Here is a 23,613-nt window from a genome sequence, read left to right as displayed (position 1 = left end):
GTGATGGGTGTTGTCTAGACAGCCACATCCCAGAGGACCACGAGCCTGTGCATGAGAATACGGGTTCGCAGCGAGATGCTGCGAGCACGATCTTCAACCTGCCCGACTACCGCGTCATCGACGCGATCGACCTGCCCGATGGAGGCCGGCGGGTGGTGATCGAATCCATCGAGCCGCCGGGCTGTCCGTCGTGCGGGGTGCTCGCGACCAAGGTCCACTCCCGCCGATCCCAGAAGGTGCGAGACGTGCCCGTGGCCGGGGCGATGGCGGTGGTGTGGGCCAAGCGGCGCTGGTTCTGCCTCGAGTCGGCCTGCGCCCGGCGCACGTTCTGGGAAGCGACCGACCAGGTCCCGCACCGCGCGCGCTCGACGACCCGGCTGCGGGATCAGGTCGTCTCCGCGGTGATCACCTCTGGCCGGGCAGCCTCGGAAGTCGCCCGGGCCCATGGCGTCTCGTGGTGGCTGGTCCAGGCCGCGCTGGCGGCTGCCGCCGTGGTCCTGCCCACCGCCGAGGACGTGTCAGTGACGCGCCTGGGCATCGATGAGCACCGCTACCGGTCGGTGCGCTGGTTCCGCACCGACGACGGTGCCTGGAGACGGTTCGAGCCCTGGATGACGACCCTGGTCGACCTCTCCACCGGGCAGGTCCTCGGTATCGTCGACGGCCGGGACTCCACCGCCGTCGGCGACTGGCTCGCCCAGCGCTCCGAGCTCTGGCGGGAGCGGATCGAGATCGTCGCCATCGATCCCTCGGCCGCGTTCCGCAAAGCACTGCGGACCTACCTGCCCCGCGTTGCGGTCTCGGTCGACAAGTTCCACCTCGTCAAGCTCGGAAACGACATGGTCACCACCGTCCGTCAACGCCTAGCCCGCACCCATCGCGGTCGTCGCGGCCGCAAGGACGACCCGGCCTGGGCCCACCGGATGCTGCTGCTACGCGGCGCTGACACCCTCACTCCACGGGCCTGGGAGCGGTTGGAGTCGGTGTTCCGCACCGATGACCCCACCGACGAGCTCTCGGCCGCCTGGGGCATCAAGGAGCAGCTCCGCCGCTTGCTGGCCACCGACACCCTCGCCCAGGCCTGGGACGAACGGATGCGGATGGGCTACTTCGCCCAGCTCGCGAACATGCCCGAGGCGACCAAGCTCTACGACACCGTCGTGACCTGGTGGGACGCGATCGAGGTCCTCATCGTCACCGGCGCGACCACCGCCCGAGTCGAGGCAGCGAACACCGGCATCAAGAACATCAAACGCACCGGCCGCGGCTTCCGTAACGCGGAGAACTACCGGACCCGTATCCTGTTAGCCAGCGCCGCGAGAACCGTAGCGTGAATACCCGCTACAGCAGGGTCATTCACCACGAACCGCGAAGAGCCGCCAAGCGCGGCATGGCCACCGGCCTCTACGGCGTGGGCATGGGCGGCACCGCGATCAGCGCCTTCACCACCGTGCCGCTGGTGAACTCGGTGGGGAACGCGGCCCCGTTCGTGCTGACCGCCATCGCCCTGGTGCTCTACGCCGTGGTGGCCTGGCTGTTCATGCACAACGCCCCCACCTGGACGCCCTCGCGCAAGAACATCGTCGCCCAGTCGCTGGCCGTCATGAAGCTCAAGGTCACCTGGCAGGCCTGCTACCTCTACGCGCTGTCCTTCGGCGGCTACGTCGCCTTCTCCGTCTTCCTGCCCACGATGCTGCAGAACTGGTACGGGCTCGAGGCGGCCGACGCCTCTTTCCGCATGGCCGGTTTCGTGATCGTCGCGGTGATCATGCGACCGCTCGGCGGCACCCTCTCGGACCGTCTGGGCGCGGCGACCACGCTGCAGCTCTCGTACATCGCCGTCGCCGTCTCCGCCGCGGTGCTCGCCTTCCAGCCGGCGCTGATGCCGATCGGCACGCTCGTGTACATCGTCATGGCCGCGGGCCTCGGCCTCGGATCCGGTGCCGTGTTCGCCCTGGTCGCACAGACCAGCGATCCCTCCGTGGTCGGCTCCGTGACCGGCTTCGTCGGCGCGGCCGGAGGCCTGGGCGGCTTCGTCCCGCCGCTGATCATGGCCGCGATCCACGCCGACAGCGGCAGCTACTCCCTCGGGATCATCCTGCTGCTGCTGGCGACCCTCGGCGCGATCGTCGTGACTTACTTCGTCGCCCGCGGAGCGCGCGCGAGCGCCCAGGAACCCAGACTCGCCTCCCGGTGACCGTTTCCCGTCCCCGTCGTCCCGCACACCTCGCCTCCAGGAGGAGCACCTCATGACCATCCAGGACCGCCAGGCACCGAAGGACGGAGCCTCCGGCCCCGCCGCCGGGATCGACTCGCCGCTGTTCGACGCCCTCATCGGCGCGCGCAAGATGTTCAGCCGCTCGGAGAGGATCAGCGAGGACAACCGCGAGACCCACCGCGTGGGCGGTCGCAGCGGCGACTCCTTCTACCGCGAGCGCTGGAGCCACGACAAGGTGGTGCGCTCCACCCACGGCGTGAACTGCACCGGCTCCTGCTCGTGGAAGGTCTACGTCAAGGACGGCGTGATCACCTGGGAGTCGCAGGAGACCGACTACCCCTCGGCCGGGCCGGACAAGCCCGAGTACGAGCCGCGAGGCTGCCCCCGCGGCGCCTCGTTCTCCTGGTACACCTACTCGCCCACCCGCGTGCGCTACCCCTACGTGCGCTCCGAGCTGCTGCGCCTGTACCGCGAGGAGAAGGCGAAGGCCCCGGGCCATGATCCCGTCGAGGCCTGGAAGGCGATCGTCTCCGATCCCGAGAAGGCGATGCGCTACAAGCGCGCCCGCGGCAAGGGCGGCCTGGTGCGCGCCACCTGGGAGGAGGCCGAGGAGCTCGTCGCCGCCGCCTACGTGCACACCGTCAAGGAGTTCGGCCCCGACCGCGCCACCGGCTTCTCGCCGATCCCGGCGATGAGCCAGGTCTCCTTCTCCTCGGGCGCCCGCTTCCACCAGCTCATCGGCGGCTCGATGCTGTCCTTCTACGACTGGTACGCGGATCTGCCGCCCGCCTCTCCGCAGGTGTTCGGCGACCAGACCGACGTGCCCGAGTCCGGCGACTGGTGGGACGCCGCCTACCTCATCATGTGGGGCTCGAACGTGCCCCTGACCCGCACCCCGGACGCGCACTGGATGGTCGAGGCCCGCTACCGCGGTCAGAAGGTCATCTCCGTGGCGCCCGACTACGCCGAATCGGTGAAGTTCGCCGACGAGTGGCTGGCCCCGCACCCGGGCACGGACGCCGCCCTGGCGATGGCGATGGGCCACACGATCCTGCGCGAGTTCTACGTCGACAAGCAGGTCCCGTACTTCCAGTCCTACTCCGCCCAGTACACCGACCTGCCCTTCCTGGTGCAGCTCGAGCGGCGCGAGGACGGCTCGCTGGTGCCGGGCAAGTTCCTGGTGGCCAGCGAGGCGGGCGAGCATCGCACCGCCGAGGCCGCCACCGAGCACGCCGATTTCAAGCCGATGATGTTCGACGTCGCGACCGGCCAGGTCGTGGTCCCCAACGGCACCCTCGGCCACCGCTACTCGGCCGACGGCGAGGGCCGCTGGAACCTCGAGCTGGGCGACATCGATCCCGCGCTGTCCCTGCTGGGCCACCATGAGGATGTCGCCGAGGTGCTGATGCCGCGCTTCGACACCGCCGGCCAGGGCGGGCGCGGCGATGTCGCCCGCGGGGTGCCCGTGCGTGAGATCGACGGCCGCATCGTCACCACCGTTTTCGACCTGCTGCTGGCCGAGTACGGCGTGGGCCGCGAGGGCCTGCCCGGACAGTGGGCGAAGGGCCTCGATGACGCCGACGCGCTCTACACCCCGGCCTGGCAGGAGACGATCACCGGTGTGCCCGGACAGGCCGCGGCGCGCATCGCCCGCGAGTTCGCGCAGAACGCGATCGACTCGGGCGGCCGCTCGATGATCATCATGGGCGCCGGCACCAACCACTGGTTCCACTCCGACACCATCTACCGCTCCTTCCTCACCCTGACCAACCTGTGCGGCACCCAGGGCGTCAACGGCGGCGGCTGGGCCCATTACGTGGGACAGGAGAAGGTGCGCCCGATCACCGGCTGGCTGCACCTGGCCAATGCGCTGGACTGGTCGCGGCCCCCGCGCCAGATGACCCAGACCACCTACTGGTACATGCACACCGACCAGTGGCGCTACGACCGCTTCGGCGCGGACACCCTCGCGGCCACCACCGGCGCGGGCCGCTTCGCGAACACCACCACCGCCGACGCGGTCGCCCTGTCCCAGCGCCTGGGCTGGCAGCCCTTCTACCCGCAGTTCGACATCAGCTCCCTCGACGTCGCCGACCGGGCCGCCGAGGCGGGGGAGGAGACCATCCCCTACCTGGTGGACCAGCTCAAGAACGGCGGCATCAACTTCGCCGCCGAGGATCCGGACGCCCACCAGAACCACCCCAAGATCTGGTCGATCTGGCGGGCGAACACGCTGGGCTCCTCCGCCAAGGGCGATCAGTACTTCTTCCGCCATCTGCTAGGGGTGGACTCCGCGGCCACCGAGGAGGAGACCCCGGAGCACCTGCGCCCGCGGGATGTGAAGTGGCGCGACGAGGCCCCGGTGGGGAAGGTCGACCTGATGCTCACGCTCGACTTCCGCATGACGAGCCACACGCTGCACTCGGACGTCGTGCTGCCGGCCGCGACCTGGTACGAGAAGCACGACCTCTCAACCACGGACATGCACCCCTTCGTGCACTCCTTCAACCCCGCGATCTCCAACCCGTGGGAGTCCCGCACCGACTGGGAGACCTGGGCCGGCATCGCCAAGCGCTTCAGCCAGCTCGCCGAGACCCACCTGGGCACCCGCAAGGACGTCGTCGCCTTCCCGCTCCAGCACGACACCCCCGGCGAGCTCGCCACCCCGCACGGCCGGGTCAAGGACTGGAAGTTCGGGGAGTGCGAGCCGATCCCGGGGCAGACCATGCCCACGCTGGTGGAGGTCGAGCGCGACTACACGCAGATCCACGCCAAGTTCACCTCGATCGGCCCGCTGCTCGAGAAGCTCGGTATGACCACCAAGGGCATCACCTTCGACGTGAAGGAGTACGTCGCCGAGCTCGGCAGGCTCAACGGCGTCCACCGCACCGGGCCCGCCGCCGGGCGCCCCAAGCTCGAGACGGACCTGCAGGCGTGCGAGTTCATCCTCGGGCTCTCGGGCACCACCAACGGCCACATGGCCACCGAGGGCTTCAAGACCCTCGAGAAGCGCACCGGCACGACACTGCACGACCTCGCCGCCGAGCACGAGGGCAAGCGCGTGCACTTCGCGGACACCAAGGCCGCACCGGTCCCGGTGATCACCAGCCCTGAATGGTCCGGCTCGGAGTCCGGCGGGCGCCGCTACAGCCCCTTCACCATCAACGTCGAGCGCAAGAAGCCCTGGCACACCCTCACCGGTCGCCAGCACTTCTACGTCGACCACGACTGGATGCTCGAGATGGGCGAGGCGCTGCCGGTGTTCCGCCCGCCGCTGGACATGACGGCCCTGTTCGGCGAGCGACCGGTGGGGGAGAAGGACGAGGCCACGGGCGCCATCTCGGTGCGCTACCTGACCCCGCACAACAAGTGGGCGATCCACTCGATGTACATGGAGAACTTCTTCATGATGAACCTCTCCCGCGGCGGCCAGACCATCTGGATGAGCGTCGAGGACGCGGAGGCCGTCGGCATCACCGACAACGACTGGATCGAGGCCGTCAACCGCAACGGCGTCGTGGCGGCGCGGGCGGTGGTCTCCCACCGCATGCCCAAGGGCACCGCCTTCATGCACCACGCGCAGGACCGCACCGTGAACGTGCCGCTGACGGAGCGGGACGGGAAGCGGGGCGGCATCCACAACTCGCTGACCCGCATCATGCTCAAGCCCTCGCACCTGATCGGCGGCTACGGGCAGCTGTCCTACGCCTTCAACTACTACGGCCCGACCGGGAACCAGCGTGACGAGGTGACGATGATCCGCAAGCGCACCGCCCCTGTCGAGTACTGATCCCGCGAGCGAGAACAAGGAGGAACGACATGCGCGTCATGGCCCAGATGTCGATGGTGATGAACCTCGACAAGTGCATCGGCTGCCACACCTGCTCGGTGACCTGCAAGCAGGCGTGGACCAACCGCTCCGGGACGGAGTACATCTGGTTCAACAACGTCGAGACCAGGCCCGGCCAGGGATACCCCCGCGGCTACGAGGACCAGGAGAAGTGGAAGGGTGGGTGGGAGCTCGGCAAGAACGGGCGCCTCAAGCTCAAGGCCGGCGGCCGCATCACCAAGCTGATGCAGCTGTTCTCCAACCCCAAGCTCCCCGGCATCGAGGACTACTACGAGCCGTGGACCTACGAGTACGACAACCTGCTCAACGCCCCCGCGCAGCAGGAGAACATCCCCACCGCACCGCCGAAGTCGCTGATCACCGGTGAGCGCGTACAGATCGAGTGGTCGGGCAACTGGGACGACGACCTCGGCGGCACCTACCTGCACAAGGACAAGGACCCGATGCTCAAGGGCATCGAGGACAAGGTCCAGTTCGAGTTCGATCAGACCTTCATGTTCTACCTGCCGCGCATCTGCGAGCACTGCCTGAACCCCACCTGCGTGGCCTCCTGCCCCTCCGGCGCGATCTACAAGCGCGAGGAGGACGGCATCGTGCTGGTGGACCAGGACGGCTGCCGCGGCTGGCGCATGTGCATCACCGGCTGCCCGTACAAGAAGATCTACTTCAACCACCAGACCGGCAAGGCCGAGAAGTGCACCTTCTGCTACCCCCGCCTCGAGCAGGGCGAGCCGACGGTCTGTGCGGAGACATGCGTGGGGCGCCTGCGCTACATCGGCCTGGTGCTCTACGACGCCGACCGCGTCACCGAGGCCGCCTCCACCAAGGACGAGAAGGGCCTGTACGAGGCCCAGCGGGACATCATCCTCGACCCCCATGATCCCGAGGTCATCGCCGAGGCGCGCAAGGCCGGCATCCACCACGACTGGATCCTCGCCGCGCAGAACTCCCCGACCTACAAGCTGATCAAGGACTACGAGGTCGCGCTCCCGCTGCACCCCGAGTACCGCACCATGCCGATGGTCTGGTATATCCCGCCGCTGTCCCCGGTGGTGGACGTGGTCCGCGACACCGGGTACGACGCCGAGGACGCCGAGAACCTGTTCGCCGCGATCGATGCCCTGCGCATCCCGGTCGAGTACCTCGCGAACCTCTTCACCGCGGGGGACGTCCCCACGGTCGAGCGGGTGCTGTACCGGATGGCGGCGATGCGCTCCTACATGCGCGACATCAACCTCGGCAACGAGCCCCGCGAGGGCATCGCCAACGCCGTCGGGATGGACGGCGAGACGATGCAGGACATGTACCGCCTGCTGGCGATCGCCAAGTACGAGGACCGCTACGTGATCCCCGTCGGACATCACGAGTCCGCGCACGATCTGGAGTCCACCGGCACCGACTGCCCGCTGAACGCTCCCGGCGGTCCGGGCATGGGGATGTCCCTGCCCGAGGAGTCGCTGGGCATGTCCGGCCCCGGCTTCGCGACCAAGCGGCAGCAGAACGGCCCGGAGCGTCCCGAGGGCGTGCGCATCAACCTGCTGAACTGGGACGGCAACGGACGGCCCGACGGGCTGTTCCCGACCCCGGCCACGGGGAGCGCCTGATGGGAGCCCTGGCACGACTGCTCGGTCGCCGCTCCGAGGGGGCGGGGACGAGCACCGCGACGCTCACGCGCTCTCCGGCGCGCTCGCCCCGCGACCTGCTGCACGCCTCCGGTATGAGCACCGAGCAGATGCGGATCACCTGGATCGCGGTGTCCTGGCTGCTGACCTACCCGGATCAGGAGACCGTCTCGCGCTACCCCGCGGTGCGCGAGCTCGCCGGTGAGCTGCCCGAGCCGGCTCGCTCGGCGCTGCTGCGCACGGTCGATGATCTGCTCGAGCGCGACGCGGTCTCGGTGCAGGAGGAGTACGTCGACACCTTCGACACGCGTCGGCGCGGGTGCCTGCACCTGACCTACTTCAGCCATGGCGACACCCGTCGGCGCGGCATGGCGCTGCTGCGGATCAAGCAGGACTTCCGCGCGGCCGGCCTCGAGATCGGCAGCGACGAGCTGCCGGACCACCTGCCGGTGGTCCTCGAGTTCGGCGCCGCGCACGATGCCGAGCGTTGCGCGAAGATCCTGCGCTCGAACCGTCCGGGTGTGGAGCTGCTGCGCCTGCACCTGGCGGACATCTCCTCTCCCTGGCACGGGGCTCTGGTGGCGCTGTGCTCGACCCTGCCTCCTCTGGACGCCGATGACCGCGATGCGGTGCTGCGGCTCGCCGAGGAGGGTCCCGAGGAGGAGACCGTGGGCCTGGACGGCTACGGGCTCGACGGCGACGCCGGGGACCTCGCAGGGCAGACCTTCGCCTCGAGCGGATGCGGCTCCGGCGCCGCGGCGCCCGGACCAGTCCCGGTGGACCTGTTGAGAGGACGGCCCTCATGAACGACGTGACCACGCTCCAGCTGATGCTGTGGGTGGTGTTCCCCTACATGGTGCTCGCCGTGTTCGTGCTCGGGCACATCTGGCGGTTCAAGGCCGACCGCTTCGGCTGGACCACCCGCTCGAGCCAGATCTACGAGTCCAAGCTGCTCGCGATCGGCTCGCCGATGTTCCACTTCGGGATCATCGGGATCTTCTTCGGCCACGTCGTGGGCCTGGGGATCCCCAAGCCCTGGACGCGGGCGATCGGGATCAGCGACCACGTCTACCACCTGATGGCCGTCACGATCGGGCTCGCCGCCGCGGTGGCGTGCGTGGGCGGGCTGCTGATCCTGATCTACCGCCGACGCACCAACCAGCGCGTCTTCGGCGCCACGACCGCGGGTGACAAGCTGATGTACCTGCTGCTGGCGATGACGATCATCTGCGGCGTGCTGGCGACCGTGGTGCACACGACCTTCGGCACCTACGACTACCGCGACGGCGTCTCGATCTGGTTCCGCAGCTTCTGGACCTTCCAGCCGGTCCCCGAGCTGATGGCGCAGGCGCCGATCTTCTTCCAGCTGCACGTGCTCAGCGCGGTCGCGCTGTTCGGCATCTGGCCGTTCACGCGTCTGGTGCACGTCTTCGCGGCGCCGGTGGGTTACCTCACCCGGCCCTACATCGTCTACCGCAGCAAGGACCCCCGCAAGGAGGCCGAGCGCCGCGGCTGGGAGAAGGTGAAGTTCTGATGGCCTCGAGACCCCCTGTCACCCTCCAGGAGGACTGGGAGACGACCCTGCGGCCCTGGCTGGACCGTGTGGCGCGGCAGCTCGAGGTGGACGCCGTGGCTCTGGACGTGGACCGGGTCCACCAGATGACCGGGGTGGTCGCCGAGGGCGTGCAGCGCTCGATGGCGCCGATCTCCGCCTTCCTGGTGGGCGCGGCGGTGGCGCGCGGTGCGAGCCTCGAAGAGGCCTGCGCCGCGGTCGAGGATGTCACCCGCGAGCGGGCGTCGGCGGCCTGAGCCTCCGACGCGCGGGGGAGCGGCAGGTACTTTCGTCGCGATTCCTGCGTGGTCCGGTCGTACCGCGCGCATCGCGCGGCGGCGGGCCGACGACAGTCCAGAACCGCCCCGCACCTGTGAGGACAGCGCCCGTCCCGAGACCTGAGCGTCTCCGGGGCGGGCGCTGTGCATCGTCCGAACGTCCCGCCACCCGGTGACCGGGCGGTCACCTGGCACCTTCGACCCATGTCGTGAGATGCCTCACTGCTCGTAGCGTGTGGTCCGCGGCCAATGACCCCACCCCGGAAGGACCCCCACGGTGACTCACGATCAGGAACCCCACGACCCCTGCGCGGCACCGGCGCACCTCCTCGCGCGCGGCGCACGCCTCGCGGGCGGCGCTCTGTTCGCCGCCGCCCTCGCCCTCGGCGTCGCCGGGCTCGCCTCGGCCGAGCCCGGCGACGACCAGCTCGAGAGCACGACGTTCTCGCAGTCCGCACAGACCGACGCCGCGGACTACTGGACCCCGGAGCGGATGGAGTCCGCCGCTCCCGCCGAGGAGCTGATCGAGGAGGGCCAGGCCCCCGACGGTCAGGTCGAGTCCTCGCGCACCGTGCAGGTGCCGAGCATCGCCCCCGCCGCCGATGCGCAGGGCGAACGGCAGGCCGAGACGCAGGACCAGGGCGGTGCGCAGGATGCCGCGGCGGCGGCGACCGGCACCGCCCACATCGGCAAGGTCTTCTTCACCGTCGGCGGCAACGACTACGTCTGCTCCGGCAACTCCGTCGCCGCGGACAACGGCTCGACCGTCTCCACCGCGGGCCACTGCACCAGCGAGGCCGGCACCTGGGCCAGCAACTGGGTGTTCGCCCCCGGCTACGACAACGGCCAGACCCCGCACGGCCTGTGGAGCGCGACCCAGCTCTACGCCCCGCAGCAGTGGGTGGGCCAGGAGGACATGAACTACGACATCGCCTTCGCCGTGGTCCAGCCCGATTCCGGCACCGGCACCCTCGCGGAGGCCGTGGGCGCCTCGGGCATCGAGTTCAACACCGAGCGCGGACAGCTCTACACCTCCTACGGCTACCCGGCGGCCGCGCCCTTCGACGGCGAATCCCTCGAGCAATGCCAGGACTTCGGCGCCGACGACACCATCGGCGGCACCGACGACCAGGCCATCGACTGCGACATGACCGGCGGCTCCTCCGGCGGCCCCTGGTTCGCCGGTGACGGCCCCGACGGCATGCAGATCTCGGTGAACAGCTTCGGCTACACCCTGCAGCCGAACGTCATGTACGGCCCGTACCTGGGCGACGTGGCCCAGCAGGTCTACCAGGAGGCGGCCGCGGCCTGAGCGCCCCGCCCCCGCACCTTCCCGGGCGCCGGCCCCGCAGCCGCGGGCCGGCGCCTCCTGGTGCCATGAGACGACTGTTTGTGATCGTCATCACGCCAGGTATGGTGTGCTCAGCGGACTTCCCCCCACGCCGCCCATCCCGAGAGGACAGCACTGATGAGTTCCCAGATCGACGGGGCGAACACGACGCCCCCTGCACGCCGTTGGCTGTCACGACTCCCGCGAGCGGCCGCAGGCGCGGCCCTCGCGACCGGCCTGCTGTTCGCCGGTGCCGGCGCGGCCGCCGCCGTCGAGGTCAATCCGTGGAAGAAGGTCTCGTCCTCGGCGGTCGAGGTCAATCCCTGGGGCCACGCCACTCCGAACGCTGTCGAGGTCAACCCCTGGTGAGTAGCCGGCAGCGCTGAAGACGCCGAGACCGGAGGCCGATGCCCGCATGGGCACCGGCCTCCGTCGTCGTCCGGGGTGCGCTCAGGGGCGGCTCGTGGGATCGCCCACGTGGGTGATGGCGAGCACCGGCTCGCCCGCCTCGTCGGTCGCCTCCAGATCGAGCTCCGCCTCGATCGCCCAGTCGTGGTTGCCCTCGGGGTCGGAGATGACCTGTCGGATCCGCCAGAGCTTCGACTCCTCGGTGATCTGCAGCAGCTGCGGAGAGCGGGCCGCGCCGTCGATGCCGACGTCGTCGTAGGCGTCGTAGTACTCGTCCATCGCGCTCGCCCAGCGCGGCCGGTCCCAGCCGGAGCCGCCGTCGAGCTCGGCCAGGCGCGACTCCCTCTCGAAGGCGAAATGCTCGATCCGCTGCCACATCGCCGCGCGCACCATGGTGCGAAGCACCTTCGTCTGTGCGGAGAGGCCGCGGGGCGTCGTGGGACGGATCTCCGAGGCGCCGTCGGGGTCGGTGTCCTCGGGGTGGGTGAGCGCCTCCCACTCGTCCAGCAGCGAGGAGTCGATGCCGCGCACCAGCACACCGAGCCACTCGATGAGGTCCTCGAGGTCCTCGGTGCGCAGATCCTGCGGGATGGTGCGGCGCAGCGCCTGGTACGCGTCGGAGAGATATCGCAGCACGATCCCCTCGGAGCGCTGCAGCCCATAGCGCTGCACGAATTCGCTGAAGGTCTGTCCGGTCTCGTAGATCTCGCGCACCACCGACTTGGGGGAGAGGTCGTCGGTGCGCACCCAGGGGCGCGAGCGCGCGTAGATCTCGAGCGCGGCCTCGAGGTCCTCCTGCAGGGGCTTCGGCCAGGTCACCTCGTCGAGCAGTGCCATGCGCTCGGTGTACTCGACCCCGTCGGCCTTGAGCTCGGCCAGCAGCTCGCCCTTGGCGGAGCTCTGCTGGGCGAGCAGGATCTGCCGCGGATCCTCCAGCACCGCCTCGATGATCGAGACGGTGTCGAGGGTGAGCGTCGGAGACTCCTCGTCGAGCGAGTCGATCATCGCGATCGCAAAGGGCGCCAGCGGCTGGTTCATCGTGAAGTCCAGCTGGAGGTCCTCGACCAGGGCGAAGCGCCGCCCCAGGTGATCCGGCGCCTCGAGCACCTCGATGATCTCGGAGTCCCTCAGCCCGCGGAAGATCTCCAGGGCGTCCTTGACCAGCTTCAGCTTCTGCGCCGTGGTCTGGTGGCTGGTCATGATCAGGTGGCGGCCGGAGGCGATCGCGTCCCCGGGGCGCGCGATCAGCGCGAGCACCATCGAGGCCGTGATCTTCATGTGCGGGCGCAGCGGCTCGGGCGCGTTCTCGACGAGCTTGGTCAGGTTCGCCTCGGACCAGCTGATCGCGCCCTCGGGGATACGGGGCTTGGGCTCCTTCTTGCGCTTCTTGGCGCTGTTGGGGGTCTTCCCCGCCTCCTCGCGGGCCCGTAGCTTCGCCCGTTCCTTCTCGAACTCGATGGTCCAGCTCGGCGCCTGCACCACCACGTGCCCGATGGTGTCGTAGCCGGCGCGGCCGGCCCGGCCGGCGATCTGATGGAACTCGCGCGCGTTCAGCAGGCGCATCCGCTTGCCGTCGAACTTCGCCAGCCCCGTCAGCAGCACGGTGCGGATCGGCACGTTGATCCCCACCCCGAGGGTGTCGGTGCCGCAGATGATCTTCAGCAGTCCGGACTGCGCGAGCTTCTCGACCAGGCGGCGGTACTTCGGGAGCATCCCCGCGTGGTGCACGCCGATCCCCTCGCGCACCAGGCGGGAGAGGATCTGCCCGAACCCCTTGGAGAAGCGGAAGTCGCCGATGATCTCGCGGATCTGCTCCTTCTCCTCGCCGGTGAGGATCTTCTGTCCCTGCAGCGCCTGCGCCTGCTCGAGGGCGTCCTTCTGGGTGAAGTGCACGATGTAGACGGGCGCGTCGCGGTCGGTGAGGATCGTCTCGATCGTCTCGGGCAAGGGCTCGAGCGACCAGCGGAAGTCCAGCGGCACGGGGCGCGGGGCGTCGTCGATCACGGTGGTCTCGCGCTCGGTGCGCTCGGTGAGATCCTCGACGAAGCGCGTCACATCGCCGAGCGTCGCGCTCATCAGCACGAACTGGCAGCGCGGCAGCTCCACCAGAGGCACCTGCCAGGCCCAGCCGCGCTGCGGGTCGCCGTAGTAGTGGAACTCATCCATCACCGCCAGGCCCACATCGCTGCCGGGACCGTCGCGCAGTGCGTGGTTGGCGAAGATCTCCGCGGTGCACACGATGATCGGGGCATCGTGGTTGACCGCGGAGTCACCGGTCATCATGCCCACGTTCTCGGCCCCGAACTGGGCGACCAGGTCGAAGAACTTCTCGCTCACCAGTGCCTTGATCGGTGCGGTGTAGTACGAGCGCTCGCCCCGGGCCATCGCCGCGAAGAGCGCGGAGTAGGCGATCGTGGTCTTGCCGGAGCCGGTGGGCGTGGCGGCGATGACGTGGTCACCGGCGGCGATCGCCAGCAGCGCCTCCTCCTGGTGCGGGTAGAGGGTGCGGCCCACGGTCTCCTGGGCGGCGACGAATCCGTCGACGATCGCGTCCTGTCCGGCGTCAGGAGTGCTCTCAGGCAGGAACGGCGCAAGGATCGGCATGCTCCCAGTCTGCCAGGGTGCAGGGACGGGCGAGCCCGCGCAGGGCTCGCCGCCGCTCAGCCCGCGATGCCCGGCACGCCCGTCAGGCCCGGCAGGTCCTGCAGCGCGGCCAGCAGCTGCTGGCGCAGCGCATCGGCGCGTACGGCCAGCGCGCGCTGTCGGCGCACGTACTCGGCCTTGCCCGCCGGGGTCTCGATCGGCACCATCCCGTAGCCCAGCGGTCGCACGTCGTACGGGCTCGCCTCCATGTCCAGCACCCGTGTCGCGCGAGCATGCTCGAAGCAGTCCAGCACGAGCGCCGAGGGCACCAGCGGGCTCAGCTTCATCGCCCACTTGTACAGATCCATCCCCACATGCAGGCAGGCCGGGTTGTCATGCCGCACCTGAGTCTCGCGCGTGGGCTCGAAAGCGTTGCGGGGAGCGGCCGACGGGGTGAAGAAGCGGAAAGCGTCGATATGGGAGCACACCAGCTTCTCCCGCTCGACCACGGCGTCCGTCTCGGCGGCGCTCAGGCGCAGCGGCAGATCCTCATGGCGCTGGCCGCCCTCGGGGACGCGATGCACCATCGCCCACTCGTGCAGCCCGAAGCAGCCGAACTCGGGGCGCCGACGAGTCAGCGAGGACGCGGACAGCAGCCGGGTCATGAAACCGAGCGCGTCACCGCGCTCGCTGAGATATCGCGTCACATCCGCGCGGCGAAGGATCCGCGGACCATCACCGCCGGGCTCGCCTGCGTCGGGTCCGTCTGCGGGGGAGTCGAGGTACCAGGAGCGGTGCCCCTCACCGTCGACGTCCGCGATCAGGCTGCGGCCGCGCCCGTCGGCATCGGCCGCCGCGTCGTAGGCGACCTCCCAGCCGGGGTGCCAGCGCCGCAGTCGGGCGGGCGAGAAGGGGTAGTAGGTGAACAGGAAATCCTCGACCGCGTGCTTCTCGCCGCGTGCCTTCCGCTCCCGGTGGGCGGCGGTGAGCGCGTCGGCCCGCTCCTCGTGCGCGCGCCTCGCCTCCCGCGCCTGCGCGGCATCGAGCACCGTCGCCGCCGGCGGCACCTCGGTGCGGTGCGGGCTGCGGGGCGGCGCCGTGGGGGCGGGGCGCGGGTCGGGAACCACGCGACCATGATGCCGCACCGTGCTGACGGCCTTCCTCCCCACGGCCCGCTCGTCCACATCGGTGGCCGGGGCCTGGAGGGGAAATGGTCGGCGTTCCTAGGGTGCGTCCATCTCGTGGCAGAGCGCCGTGGGTGGGAGGAGCGAGCAGATGTCAGGAATCGACTACGACTGCGCAGGGTGCGGTGAGCGCCACCGGGGCGCCGACGGCACCGAGGACAATCCCTGGCCGCTGATCGACCTCCTGCATCCCGAACCGGTGCTGCAGATGAACCGCTGGGAGCGGCTGACCCGGGTGCGCTCCACCGGGGAGGTCTGCCTGCTGGACAACGGCAGCGAGGTGGAGTGCTACGTCCGGGGCTTCCTGTCGCTCCCGGTGAAGGGGGAGGAGGCGCTGCTGGTCTACTCCCCGTGGGCCCAGCTGAGCCAGGAGGACTACCTCGATCTCGCCGAGCACTGGGAGAGACCGGGCTTCCGCGGGGAGTATCAAGGCATGCTGGCCAATGAGCTGCCGGGATCGCCGGACTCGCTGTCCGTGCCTGTGCAGGTGCGAGCGCACGGGCTCATGCCGCCGCTGATCATCCCCGAGCTCACGGGCGGGCACGGACTGTGGCGCGAGGAGCGCGAGGGCATCACACGGAAGGAGGCGGAGCTGCGGGTCCGTTCGGTGCTGCTGGAGGAGGCGGAGCTGTGACCCCGCCTCCGGCGCAGGCTCAGGCCTCGTCGAAGGCGGAGTCGGCGTCGCCGTGCTCCCGCCCGTGCTGTGCGAGCAGCTCGCGCACGCGCGGGATCACCTCGGTCCCGTAGAGCCGGATCGACTCCATCAGCTGCTCGTGCGGCATCGGGCCGCTGGCGTACTTGAGGTCGAAGCGATCCACCCCGAGTGAGCCGATCGTGGCAGCGATCTTCCGGGCGACCGTCTCGGGCGATCCCGCGTACAGAGCGCCGTGCTGCATCTCGCCGTCGAACTCCGCGATGCCGGAGGGGCCCCAGCCGCGCTCGCGACCGATCTCGTTGCGGTTGTGGATCCAGTGCGGCGCCAGCTGCTCGCGAGCGGTGGCGTCATCGGCGGCGATGTGACCGGGGGAGTGCACGCCGACGGGAAGTGGAGCGTTGCCCAGCTTCTGGTTCGCCTCGTGGAAGAGCTGCACGTAGGGGGCGAAGCGCTGGGCGGGGCCGCCGATGATCGCGAGCATCAGCGGCAGTCCGTGCCGGGCGGCCCGGATCACCGAGTTGGGGCTGCCGCCCACAGCCACCCAGGTGGGCAGCGCGCGCTCGAGCGGCGGGTAGAGCGACTGCTCGTTCAGCGGGGGGCGGGTCGCGCCGCTCCAGGTGATCGGCTCACCGGTGATCGCGGCGGCGAGCAGATCCAGCTTCTCCTCGAACAGCGTCTCGTAGTCCTGCATCGAGAAGCCGAACAGCGGGAAGGACTCCGTGAAGGAGCCGCGGCCCACGGTGAGCTCGGCGCGACCGTTCGAGAGTCCGTCGAGCGTGGAGAAGCGCTCGACCACGCGCAGCGGGTCATCGGAGCTCAGCACGATCACCGCGGTGCCGAGCGTGATGCGCTGGGTGCGGGCGGCGAGCGCGGCGAGGACCACGTCGGGCGCGCTCACCGCGAAGTCGGGGCGGTGGTGCTCACCGATCGAGAAATGGTCGATGCCCACCTGGTCGGCGAGCTCTCCCTGCGCCACGACGTCCCGCAGCACCTGCGAGACGGGCACCGGATCGCCCTGGGCGTCGACGGTCACATCCCCGAAGGTGTCGAGACCGAAGGTGATGGACTGCGGATCGATGCTCACGGGCCCTCCAGGACAGTGCGGTTGAAAGGTAAACCATAGTCGGTGCGGGGCCCGGTGGCCAGTGGTGCAGGACAGCCCCCGGGCCGGTAGGGGTGAGCGCCTAGACTGACAGGCATGCGCATCGCCCGATTCACCACCGGCGAAGATCCCATGTACGGCATCGTCAGCGAGAAGGACGGCCGCGACATGGTCTACGGGATCACCGGTGACCCCCTGTACACAGAGATCCGACCGACAGGCACCATCGTGCCGCTCGAGGACGTGCGCCTGCTGGCGCCCGTGATCCCCCGCTCGAAGGTGGTGTGCGTCGGCAAGAACTATGCCGCCCACGCCGCGGAGATGGGGAGCGAGCTGCCCGAGCAGGCCCTGTTCTTCCTCAAGCCCAACACCGCGGTGGTGGGCCCCGGGGATCCGGTGGTCCTGCCCTCCTACAGCGAGGAGGTCAGCCTCGAGGCCGAGCTCGCCGTGGTCATCAAGCGGATGGCCAAGGACATCACGCCCGAGCAGGTGGCCGATCATGTGCTCGGCTACACCTGCGCCAACGACCTCACCGCCCGGGACTCCCAGCGCGCGGAGAACCAGTGGTTCCGCGCCAAGGCCTTCGACACCTCCTGCCCCATCGGGCCCTGGATCGAGACGGACCTGGACGTCACCGCCCCCGCGGGCCTGTCCATCTCGAGCCATGTCGACGGTGAGATCGCTCAGCAGGGCACCACCGCGGACATGGTCCGCTCCGTCACGGAGCTGATCGCCGAGATCTCCACCGTCGTGACCCTGCTGCCCGGCGACCTGGTGCTGACCGGAACTCCCGCCGGGGTGCGCACCGTGCCCGCCGGCGCCACCGTCGACATCACGGTCGAAGGCATCGGCACCCTGTCCAACCCGATCGTGCGCCGCTGAGCAGCGCGCCGCTCATCCCTCACCCCGCAACCTTCGCCGTGACCGACGAGGTCCGGGTGCGCTTCTGCCCCAGCCCCACCGGCACCCCGCACGTGGGCATGGTGCGCACCGCCCTGTTCAACTGGGCGCACGCCCGCCACCACGGCGGCAAGCTCGTCTTCCGCATCGAGGACACCGACGCCGCCCGGGACAGCGAGGAGTCCTACCTCCAGCTGCTGGACGCCATGCGCTGGCTCGGCATCGACTGGGACGAGGGTGTGGAGGTGGGCGGCCCGGACGGGCCCTACCGCCAGTCCGAGCGCGGCGAGATCTATCAGGACGTGATCGCGAAGCTGAAGGACGCCGGCCATATCTACGAGTCCTTCTCCACCGCGGAGGAGATCGTCGAGCGCCACCGCGCCGCGGGCCGCGACCCGCAGCTCGGCTACGACGGTTACGACCGCGATCTCACCCAGGAGCAGAAGGACGCCTTCCGCGCCGAGGGTCGCGAGCCCACCTGGCGCCTGCGCATGCCGCAGGAGGACATCACCTTCACCGACATGGTGCGCGGCGAGATCACCTTCAAGGCCGGCTCGACTCCGGACTTCGTGGTGGTGCGGGCCAACGGACAGCCGCTCTACACGCTGGTCAACCCCGTCGACGATGCGCTCATGCGGATCACCCACGTGCTGCGCGGCGAGGACATCCTCTCTTCCACGCCGCGCCAGATCGCGCTGTACCGGGCGCTGATCGACGTGGGCGTGGCCGAGCGCGTGCCCGAGTTCGGTCACCTGCCGTATGTGATGGGCGACGGCAATAAGAAGCTCTCCAAGCGCGATCCGCAGTCCAATCTCTTCCTCTACCGCGACCAGGGCTTCACTCCCGAGGGGATGGTCAACTACCTCTCCCTGCTCGGCTGGGGCTACAGCGCCGACGAGGACATCTTCAGCCGCGAGCAGCTGATCGAGCGCTTCGACGCCGCCGACGTCAACCCGAACCCGGCGCGCGTGGATCTCAAGAAGGCCACCGCCATCAACGCCGATCACATCCGGCTGCTGCCCGAGGCGGAGCTCGCCGAGCGCCTGATCCCCTACCTCCAGGCCGGCGGCGTGCTCAGCGAGGAGGTCACCGAGGCGCAGCGTGCACTGGTCTCCGCGGCCACCCCGCTCGTGCAGACCCGCATGAACCTGCTCGGCGAGGCGCCTGACCTGATGGGCTTCCTCTTCGTGGCCGACGAGGACCTGGTGGTCCAGGACGATGCCCTGAAGAAGCTGGGCGATGACCCGGTGGCGGTGCTGGACCGCGCGATCGCGGAGATCGGCACCCTCCCGGAGGACTCCTTCACCGCGGCCGCCCTCGAGGAGGCCCTGCGCGGCGCGATCATCGAGGAGATGGGCATCAAGCCCCGTCTCGCCTTCGGACCGCTGCGCAGCGCGATCTCGGGTCGCCGCATCTCCCCGCCGCTGTTCGAGTCGATGGAGCTGCTGGGCCGCTCCTCGAGCCTCGCGCGCCTGCGCTCGCTGAGGGAGCGTCTGGCCGCCGAGGGCTGAGCCGGCCGAGCGCTGTGGGGCAGGGTGCCGAGCCTCACAGCGCTCAGAGGCCTTCTCGCTTTGTGCTCCGCCGAAGAAGCCGGTAGAGTCTTACCTCGGTACGGCATGCAGAACAGTTCGGAAAGTCCACGGGAACCACCGGGGAACGGAACGGATCGGGACAGCAGAAAGTGCTTCTCACCATGGGGTATGGTGTAATTGGCAACACAACGGTTTCTGGTACCGTCATTCTAGGTTCGAGTCCTGGTACCCCAGCGCTGCGCGACATTCACGAATGTCGCTTGGCTCGCGCCCCGTTCGTCTAGCGGCCTAGGACGCCGCCCTCTCACGGCGGTAACACCGGTTCAAATCCGGTACGGGGTACGTCGCAGGCACCTAGGGCCTGCACTGCGAGGCCGTCAGGCCTTGCGTCCGCCCCGTTCGTCTAGCGGCCTAGGACGCCGCCCTCTCACGGCGGTAACACCGGTTCAAATCCGGTACGGGGTACGAGCAGGAGCCGGCATCTTCGGATGTCGGCTCCTTCGTCGTTCCGGGCCCCGCTCACGGCCGGTTCCCCCGTTCCGGGTGCCCGCGCGGCCGCCGCGGAGTATCGTCGTGACATGACGCACAGCGATGCTCCGAGAATCACCGTCGGTGTGTTCGATGCCGACGAATCCGATCAGGCGGTCCGCTGGGCCACCCGTCACGCCGCAGCCGTCGGCGGTCATCTCCATCTCGTCCACGCGTTCGTGTGGACCGAGCTCGACGTCAACATCGACCCGATCTCCGGCATGGCCGGATCAGGCTTCCGCAACGCCGCGCACAGCCTGATCCAGGATGCGGTCGCGATCATCCGCGAGGATCACCCGGATCTGCCTGTGACCTCGGAGATCGTGGACGGCAACGCGGTGCCGGTGCTGGTCGAGGCGAGCGAGGAGTCCGACCTGCTGGTGCTCGGCGGGCGAGGGCTCGGCCGCCTGATGACCCTCATCGTCGGCTCCAAGAGCCTGGCGCTGGCCGGGCGCTCGCACTGCCCCGTGGTGGTGGTCCGCGGCGAGATCGACGGGCGAGGCCCGATCGGGCTGGTCCACCACGAGGTCGCCACCGAGGTCGTCACCCGTGCCGCGGATCTCGCGCGCGCGTACGGGCGCGACATCCACCTGGTGGTGCGCCCGGAGACCACCCCGGAGCAGGCGCAGGAGATCCTCGCCGGCACCGCGCAGCGGATCGCGCTCACCCATCCCTCGGTGTTCGTGCGCGATGTGACGATCGCCGCCTCGGAGAGCCCCAGGGAGCTGATCCAGGCGAGCCAGGACGCCTGCCTGATGGTGGTCGCCGGGGAGCGGTCCCCGGGGGCGGGCGGCAAGGTGTCCGCACCGCGCCAGCTGGTCAACGTGCTCCGCTTCGCGAACACGCCCGTCTGGATCGAGCGGGACTGATCCGGCTCAGGAGCCGGCGCGGCGCAGCAGCTCGGTGAGATGGTTCGCGCTGCTCATCACCGAGGCGGCGTGCAGGCGTCCGGGCTGGCGCGTGATGCGCTCGATCGGCCCGGAGATGCTCAGCGCCGCGACCACGCGCCCGTTGGGGCCGCGCACCGGGGCGGAGACGGAGCCCACGCCGGGCTCGCGCTCACCGATGGACTGCGCCCAGCCCCGGCGCCGTACGGCGGAGAGCTGGGTGGCGGTGAAGCGGGCGCCCAGCAGTCCGCGGTGGAGCCGGTCGGGCTCCTCCCAGGCCAGCAGGATCTGCGCGGCCGAGCCCGCGCGCATCGTCAGCGCCGAGCCCAGCGGCACCGAATCGCGCAGGCCGATGGGACGCTCCGCGGCGGCCACGCAGATGCGGTGATCGCCCTGGCGGCGGTAGAGCTGTGCGGATTCGCCGGTGTGATCGCGCAGGGCCGCGAGCACGGGCCCCGCGGAGGCGAGCAGACGGTCCTCGCCCGCCGCCGCCGCGAGCTCTCCCAGGCGCGGGCCGAGGATGAAGCGGCCCTGCATGTCGCGGGCGACCAGATGGTGGTACTCGAGCGCCACCGCGAGACGGTGGGCGGTGGGCCGGGCCAGGCCCGTCGACTGCACGAGCTGGGCGAGAGTGGCGGGGGCGGCCTCGAGAGCGCCGAGCACGATGGCCGCCTTGTCGAGCACGCCGACGCCGCTGCCGTTCTCCTCAGTGGTCTTGTCCATGCTCCGATACTGCCGTCTTATTTGGTGAGACGCAAGTGCGTCGCATCGTGGACGTGCCCACCATGGAGCGAGCGCCCGCACTCCGGGCGCGTCTCAGCATTCAGCAGCGCACCCCGATCGGGTGCAGGGAAGGATCGACATGGCGGGGACCCTCGCGGAGAAGGTCTGGGCGGATCACGTGGTCCGCCGCGGAGAGAACGGCGAACCGGACCTGCTGTACATCGACCTCCAGCTCCTCCACGAGGTGACGAGCCCGCAGGCCTTCGACGGCCTGCGCCAGGAGGGCCGCACCCCGCGCCGCATCGATCAGACGATCGCGACCGAGGACCACAACACCCCCACGATCGACATCGACAAGCCGATCGCGGACATCACCTCCCGCACCCAGATCGAGACGCTGCGCAGGAACTCCGAGGAGTTCGGCGTGCGCATCCACCCGCTCGGCGACAAGGAGCAGGGCATCGTCCACGTGGTGGGCCCCCAGCTCGGCCTGACCATGCCCGGCATCACCGTCGTGTGCGGTGACTCCCACACCTCGACCCACGGCGCCTTCGGGGCGCTCGCCTTCGGCATCGGCACCTCCGAGGTCGAGCACGTGCTCGCCACCCAGACCCTGCCGCTGACCCCCTTCAAGACCATGGCGATCACCGTCACCGGCTCCCTCAAGCCGGGCGTCACCGCGAAGGACATCATCCTCGCGGTGATCGCGAAGATCGGCACCGGCGGCGGTGCGGGCTATGTGCTCGAGTACCGCGGCGAGGCGATCCGTGAGCTCTCCATGGAGGGCCGCATGACGATCTGCAACATGTCTATCGAGGCCGGTGCCCGCGCCGGCATGATCGCTCCCGACCAGACCACCTTCGACTACGTCCAGGGCCGCCCCCACGCACCGCAGGGGGCCGACTGGGACGAGGCCGTCGAGTACTGGAAGACCCTGCGCAGCGACGACGACGCCGTCTTCGACGCCGAGGTGTTCATCGACGCCGACCAGCTCGAACCTTTCGTCACCTGGGGCACCAACCCCGGCCAGGGCCTGCCGCTGTCCTCCGCGGTGCCCGCCCCGGAGGACTTCGTGGACGAGACCGACCGCTTCGCCGCCGAGCGCGCGCTGGAGTACATGGACCTGGTCCCCGGCACCCCGCTGAAGGACATCAAGGTCGACACCGTCTTCATGGGCTCGTGCACCAACGGGCGCATCGAGGATCTGCGGGCCTTCGCCTCCGTGCTCGAGGGGCGCGCCAAGCACCCCGACGTGCGCGTGCTGGTGGTGCCCGGCTCGGCCCGGGTACGCCTGCAGGCGGAGCAGGAGGGCCTGGACCGGATCTTCCTCGACTTCGGCGCCGAATGGCGTCAGGCCGGCTGCTCGATGTGCCTGGGCATGAACCCGGACCAGCTCGCCCCCGGCGAGCGTGCCGCCTCGACCTCCAACCGCAACTTCGAGGGACGTCAGGGCAAGGGCGGCCGCACCCACCTGGTCTCGCCCGTGGTCGCCGCCGCCACCGCCGTGCGCGGCACCCTGTCCTCCCCGTCGGACCTCGGCGCCCCCGTCGCGCCCTCCGACCTCCAGCCCATCGCCTGAGGAGCAGCCCCATGGAAGCCTTCACCACCCATACCGGCATCGGCGTCCCGCTGCGCCGCAGCAACGTGGACACCGACCAGATCATCCCCGCCGTCTACCTCAAGCGCGTCACCAAGACCGGCTTCGACGACGGCCTGTTCAACGCCTGGCGCACCAATGACCCCGAGTTCGTGCTGAACCAGCCCGCCTACGCCAAGGGCTCCGTGCTCGTGGCCGGCCCCGACTTCGGCACCGGCTCCTCCCGCGAGCACGCCGTCTGGGCGCTGCGCGACTACGGCTTCAAGGCGGTGCTGTCCACCCGCTTCGCCGAGATCTTCCGCGGCAACGCGGGCAAGCAGGGACTGGTCGCCGGGATCCTCACCCAGGACGACCTCGAGCAGCTGTGGAAGATCCTCGAGGAGAACCCCGGCACCGAGGTGACCGTGGACCTCGAGAACCGACAGGTCCACGCGGGCGAGGCGACGTTCCGCTTCGAGATCGACGACTACACGCGCTGGCGCCTGATGGAGGGGCTCGACGACATCGGCCTGACCCTCCGCCACGAGCAGGACATCACCGACTTCGAGGCCACCCGCCCCGCCTGGATGCCGAAGACCCTCCCGGCGCGGACCGCGGACTCGCACTGACGCGGCGACCTGCCGGGGCGCGAGCAGGTCGCTCCGGTATGGTGACCCGGTCAGTG

The 23,613-nt window shown here is 69.7% G+C and carries 19 protein-coding genes and 3 tRNA genes; 18 read left to right on the top strand and 4 right to left on the bottom strand.

What is annotated here, in order from left to right; all coding sequences use genetic code 11:
• Nucleotides 1–47 precede the first annotated feature (47 nt).
• The 9 genes from BN4251_RS12710 (at nucleotide 48) to BN4251_RS12670 (ending at nucleotide 11,219) form a co-directional block, all read left to right on the top strand.
• Entirely contained in the window at nucleotides 48–1,334 is a 1,287-nt protein-coding gene (locus BN4251_RS12710; RefSeq protein WP_087483965.1) for an ISL3 family transposase, read from the top strand.
• Between the two features lie 56 nt (nucleotides 1,335–1,390).
• The gene (locus BN4251_RS12705; RefSeq protein ID WP_245810341.1) at nucleotides 1,391–2,197 is read left to right on the top strand and encodes an MFS transporter; all 807 of its coding nucleotides are present in this window, start codon (nucleotides 1,391–1,393) and stop codon (nucleotides 2,195–2,197) included.
• Between the two features lie 52 nt (nucleotides 2,198–2,249).
• Nucleotides 2,250–6,008 (top strand): nitrate reductase subunit alpha, encoded by a 3,759-nt coding sequence (locus BN4251_RS12700; protein ID WP_087485440.1) that lies wholly within the window; start codon nucleotides 2,250–2,252, stop codon nucleotides 6,006–6,008.
• 29 nt (nucleotides 6,009–6,037) lie between these two features.
• Entirely contained in the window at nucleotides 6,038–7,672 is a 1,635-nt protein-coding gene (gene narH, locus BN4251_RS12695; RefSeq protein WP_087485439.1) for a nitrate reductase subunit beta, read from the top strand.
• Nucleotides 7,672–8,496 (top strand): nitrate reductase molybdenum cofactor assembly chaperone, encoded by an 825-nt coding sequence (gene narJ, locus BN4251_RS12690; protein ID WP_087485438.1) that lies wholly within the window; start codon nucleotides 7,672–7,674, stop codon nucleotides 8,494–8,496. Before narH ends, narJ begins: the two co-directional genes overlap by 1 nt.
• Nucleotides 8,493–9,224 carry a respiratory nitrate reductase subunit gamma gene (gene narI, locus BN4251_RS12685; protein ID WP_087485437.1) on the top strand — a complete coding sequence of 244 codons (732 nt, stop codon included), beginning with the start codon at nucleotides 8,493–8,495 and terminating at the stop codon, nucleotides 9,222–9,224. The genes narJ and narI overlap by 4 nt, the downstream gene beginning before the upstream one ends.
• On the top strand, nucleotides 9,224–9,499 hold the full coding sequence (locus BN4251_RS12680) for a DUF6457 domain-containing protein (RefSeq protein ID WP_087485436.1): 276 nt from the start codon (nucleotides 9,224–9,226) through the stop codon (nucleotides 9,497–9,499). Before narI ends, BN4251_RS12680 begins: the two co-directional genes overlap by 1 nt.
• A gap of 298 nt (nucleotides 9,500–9,797) precedes the next feature.
• Entirely contained in the window at nucleotides 9,798–10,832 is a 1,035-nt protein-coding gene (locus tag BN4251_RS12675) for a trypsin-like serine peptidase (protein ID WP_087485435.1), read from the top strand.
• A 156-nt stretch (nucleotides 10,833–10,988) separates the two neighbouring features.
• Nucleotides 10,989–11,219: a hypothetical protein gene (locus BN4251_RS12670; protein WP_087485434.1), complete on the top strand. Its 231-nt coding sequence runs from the start codon at nucleotides 10,989–10,991 to the stop codon at nucleotides 11,217–11,219.
• Between the two features lie 81 nt (nucleotides 11,220–11,300).
• Here BN4251_RS12670 and BN4251_RS12665 read toward each other — a convergent pair whose 3' ends face one another.
• A complete protein-coding gene (locus BN4251_RS12665) occupies nucleotides 11,301–13,862 on the bottom strand; it encodes a DEAD/DEAH box helicase (protein WP_087485433.1) in 2,562 nt (853 codons plus the stop codon).
• Nucleotides 13,863–13,918: 56 nt separating this feature from the next.
• A complete protein-coding gene (locus BN4251_RS12660; protein ID WP_087486373.1) occupies nucleotides 13,919–14,908 on the bottom strand; it encodes a 3-methyladenine DNA glycosylase in 990 nt (329 codons plus the stop codon).
• 208 nt (nucleotides 14,909–15,116) lie between these two features.
• Between BN4251_RS12660 and BN4251_RS12655 the strand changes: the two genes are divergently transcribed.
• Complete coding sequence (locus tag BN4251_RS12655) at nucleotides 15,117–15,659, top strand: DUF2199 domain-containing protein (RefSeq protein ID WP_087485432.1); 543 nt, start codon at nucleotides 15,117–15,119, stop codon at nucleotides 15,657–15,659.
• Between the two features lie 19 nt (nucleotides 15,660–15,678).
• On the opposite strand, the gene BN4251_RS12650 is transcribed toward BN4251_RS12655, so the two are convergent.
• Nucleotides 15,679–16,764 carry an LLM class flavin-dependent oxidoreductase gene (locus BN4251_RS12650; RefSeq protein ID WP_087485431.1) on the bottom strand — a complete coding sequence of 362 codons (1,086 nt, stop codon included), beginning with the start codon at nucleotides 16,762–16,764 and terminating at the stop codon, nucleotides 15,679–15,681.
• A 114-nt stretch (nucleotides 16,765–16,878) separates the two neighbouring features.
• Between BN4251_RS12650 and BN4251_RS12645 the strand changes: the two genes are divergently transcribed.
• The 6 genes from BN4251_RS12645 (at nucleotide 16,879) to BN4251_RS12620 (ending at nucleotide 20,611) form a co-directional block, all read left to right on the top strand.
• Nucleotides 16,879–17,664 (top strand): fumarylacetoacetate hydrolase family protein, encoded by a 786-nt coding sequence (locus tag BN4251_RS12645; protein ID WP_087485430.1) that lies wholly within the window; start codon nucleotides 16,879–16,881, stop codon nucleotides 17,662–17,664.
• Between the two features lie 38 nt (nucleotides 17,665–17,702).
• On the top strand, nucleotides 17,703–19,193 hold the full coding sequence (gene gltX, locus BN4251_RS12640) for a glutamate--tRNA ligase (RefSeq protein WP_281255313.1): 1,491 nt from the start codon (nucleotides 17,703–17,705) through the stop codon (nucleotides 19,191–19,193).
• A 183-nt stretch (nucleotides 19,194–19,376) separates the two neighbouring features.
• A tRNA-Gln gene (locus BN4251_RS12635) sits at nucleotides 19,377–19,448 on the top strand.
• A 35-nt stretch (nucleotides 19,449–19,483) separates the two neighbouring features.
• Nucleotides 19,484–19,556: transfer RNA gene (locus BN4251_RS12630), tRNA-Glu, on the top strand.
• A 50-nt stretch (nucleotides 19,557–19,606) separates the two neighbouring features.
• Nucleotides 19,607–19,679: transfer RNA gene (locus BN4251_RS12625), tRNA-Glu, on the top strand.
• Nucleotides 19,680–19,792: 113 nt separating this feature from the next.
• On the top strand, nucleotides 19,793–20,611 hold the full coding sequence (locus BN4251_RS12620) for a universal stress protein (RefSeq protein ID WP_087485428.1): 819 nt from the start codon (nucleotides 19,793–19,795) through the stop codon (nucleotides 20,609–20,611).
• A gap of 6 nt (nucleotides 20,612–20,617) precedes the next feature.
• Here BN4251_RS12620 and BN4251_RS12615 read toward each other — a convergent pair whose 3' ends face one another.
• Nucleotides 20,618–21,352: an IclR family transcriptional regulator gene (locus BN4251_RS12615; protein ID WP_087485427.1), complete on the bottom strand. Its 735-nt coding sequence runs from the start codon at nucleotides 21,350–21,352 to the stop codon at nucleotides 20,618–20,620.
• Between the two features lie 139 nt (nucleotides 21,353–21,491).
• Between BN4251_RS12615 and leuC the strand changes: the two genes are divergently transcribed.
• Nucleotides 21,492–22,931 (top strand): 3-isopropylmalate dehydratase large subunit, encoded by a 1,440-nt coding sequence (leuC, locus tag BN4251_RS12610; RefSeq protein ID WP_087485426.1) that lies wholly within the window; start codon nucleotides 21,492–21,494, stop codon nucleotides 22,929–22,931.
• A gap of 11 nt (nucleotides 22,932–22,942) precedes the next feature.
• Nucleotides 22,943–23,557, top strand: coding sequence for a 3-isopropylmalate dehydratase small subunit (gene leuD, locus BN4251_RS12605; protein ID WP_087485425.1), 615 nt, complete (start codon nucleotides 22,943–22,945; stop codon nucleotides 23,555–23,557).
• Nucleotides 23,558–23,613: the final 56 nt, after the last annotated feature.

The organism is Brachybacterium massiliense, from assembly GCF_900184245.1.
GTDB lineage: Bacteria > Actinomycetota > Actinomycetes > Actinomycetales > Dermabacteraceae > Brachybacterium > Brachybacterium massiliense.
The sequence above is the reverse complement of the archived record's forward strand: the minus strand, read 5'-3'. Positions and strand labels throughout refer to the sequence as shown.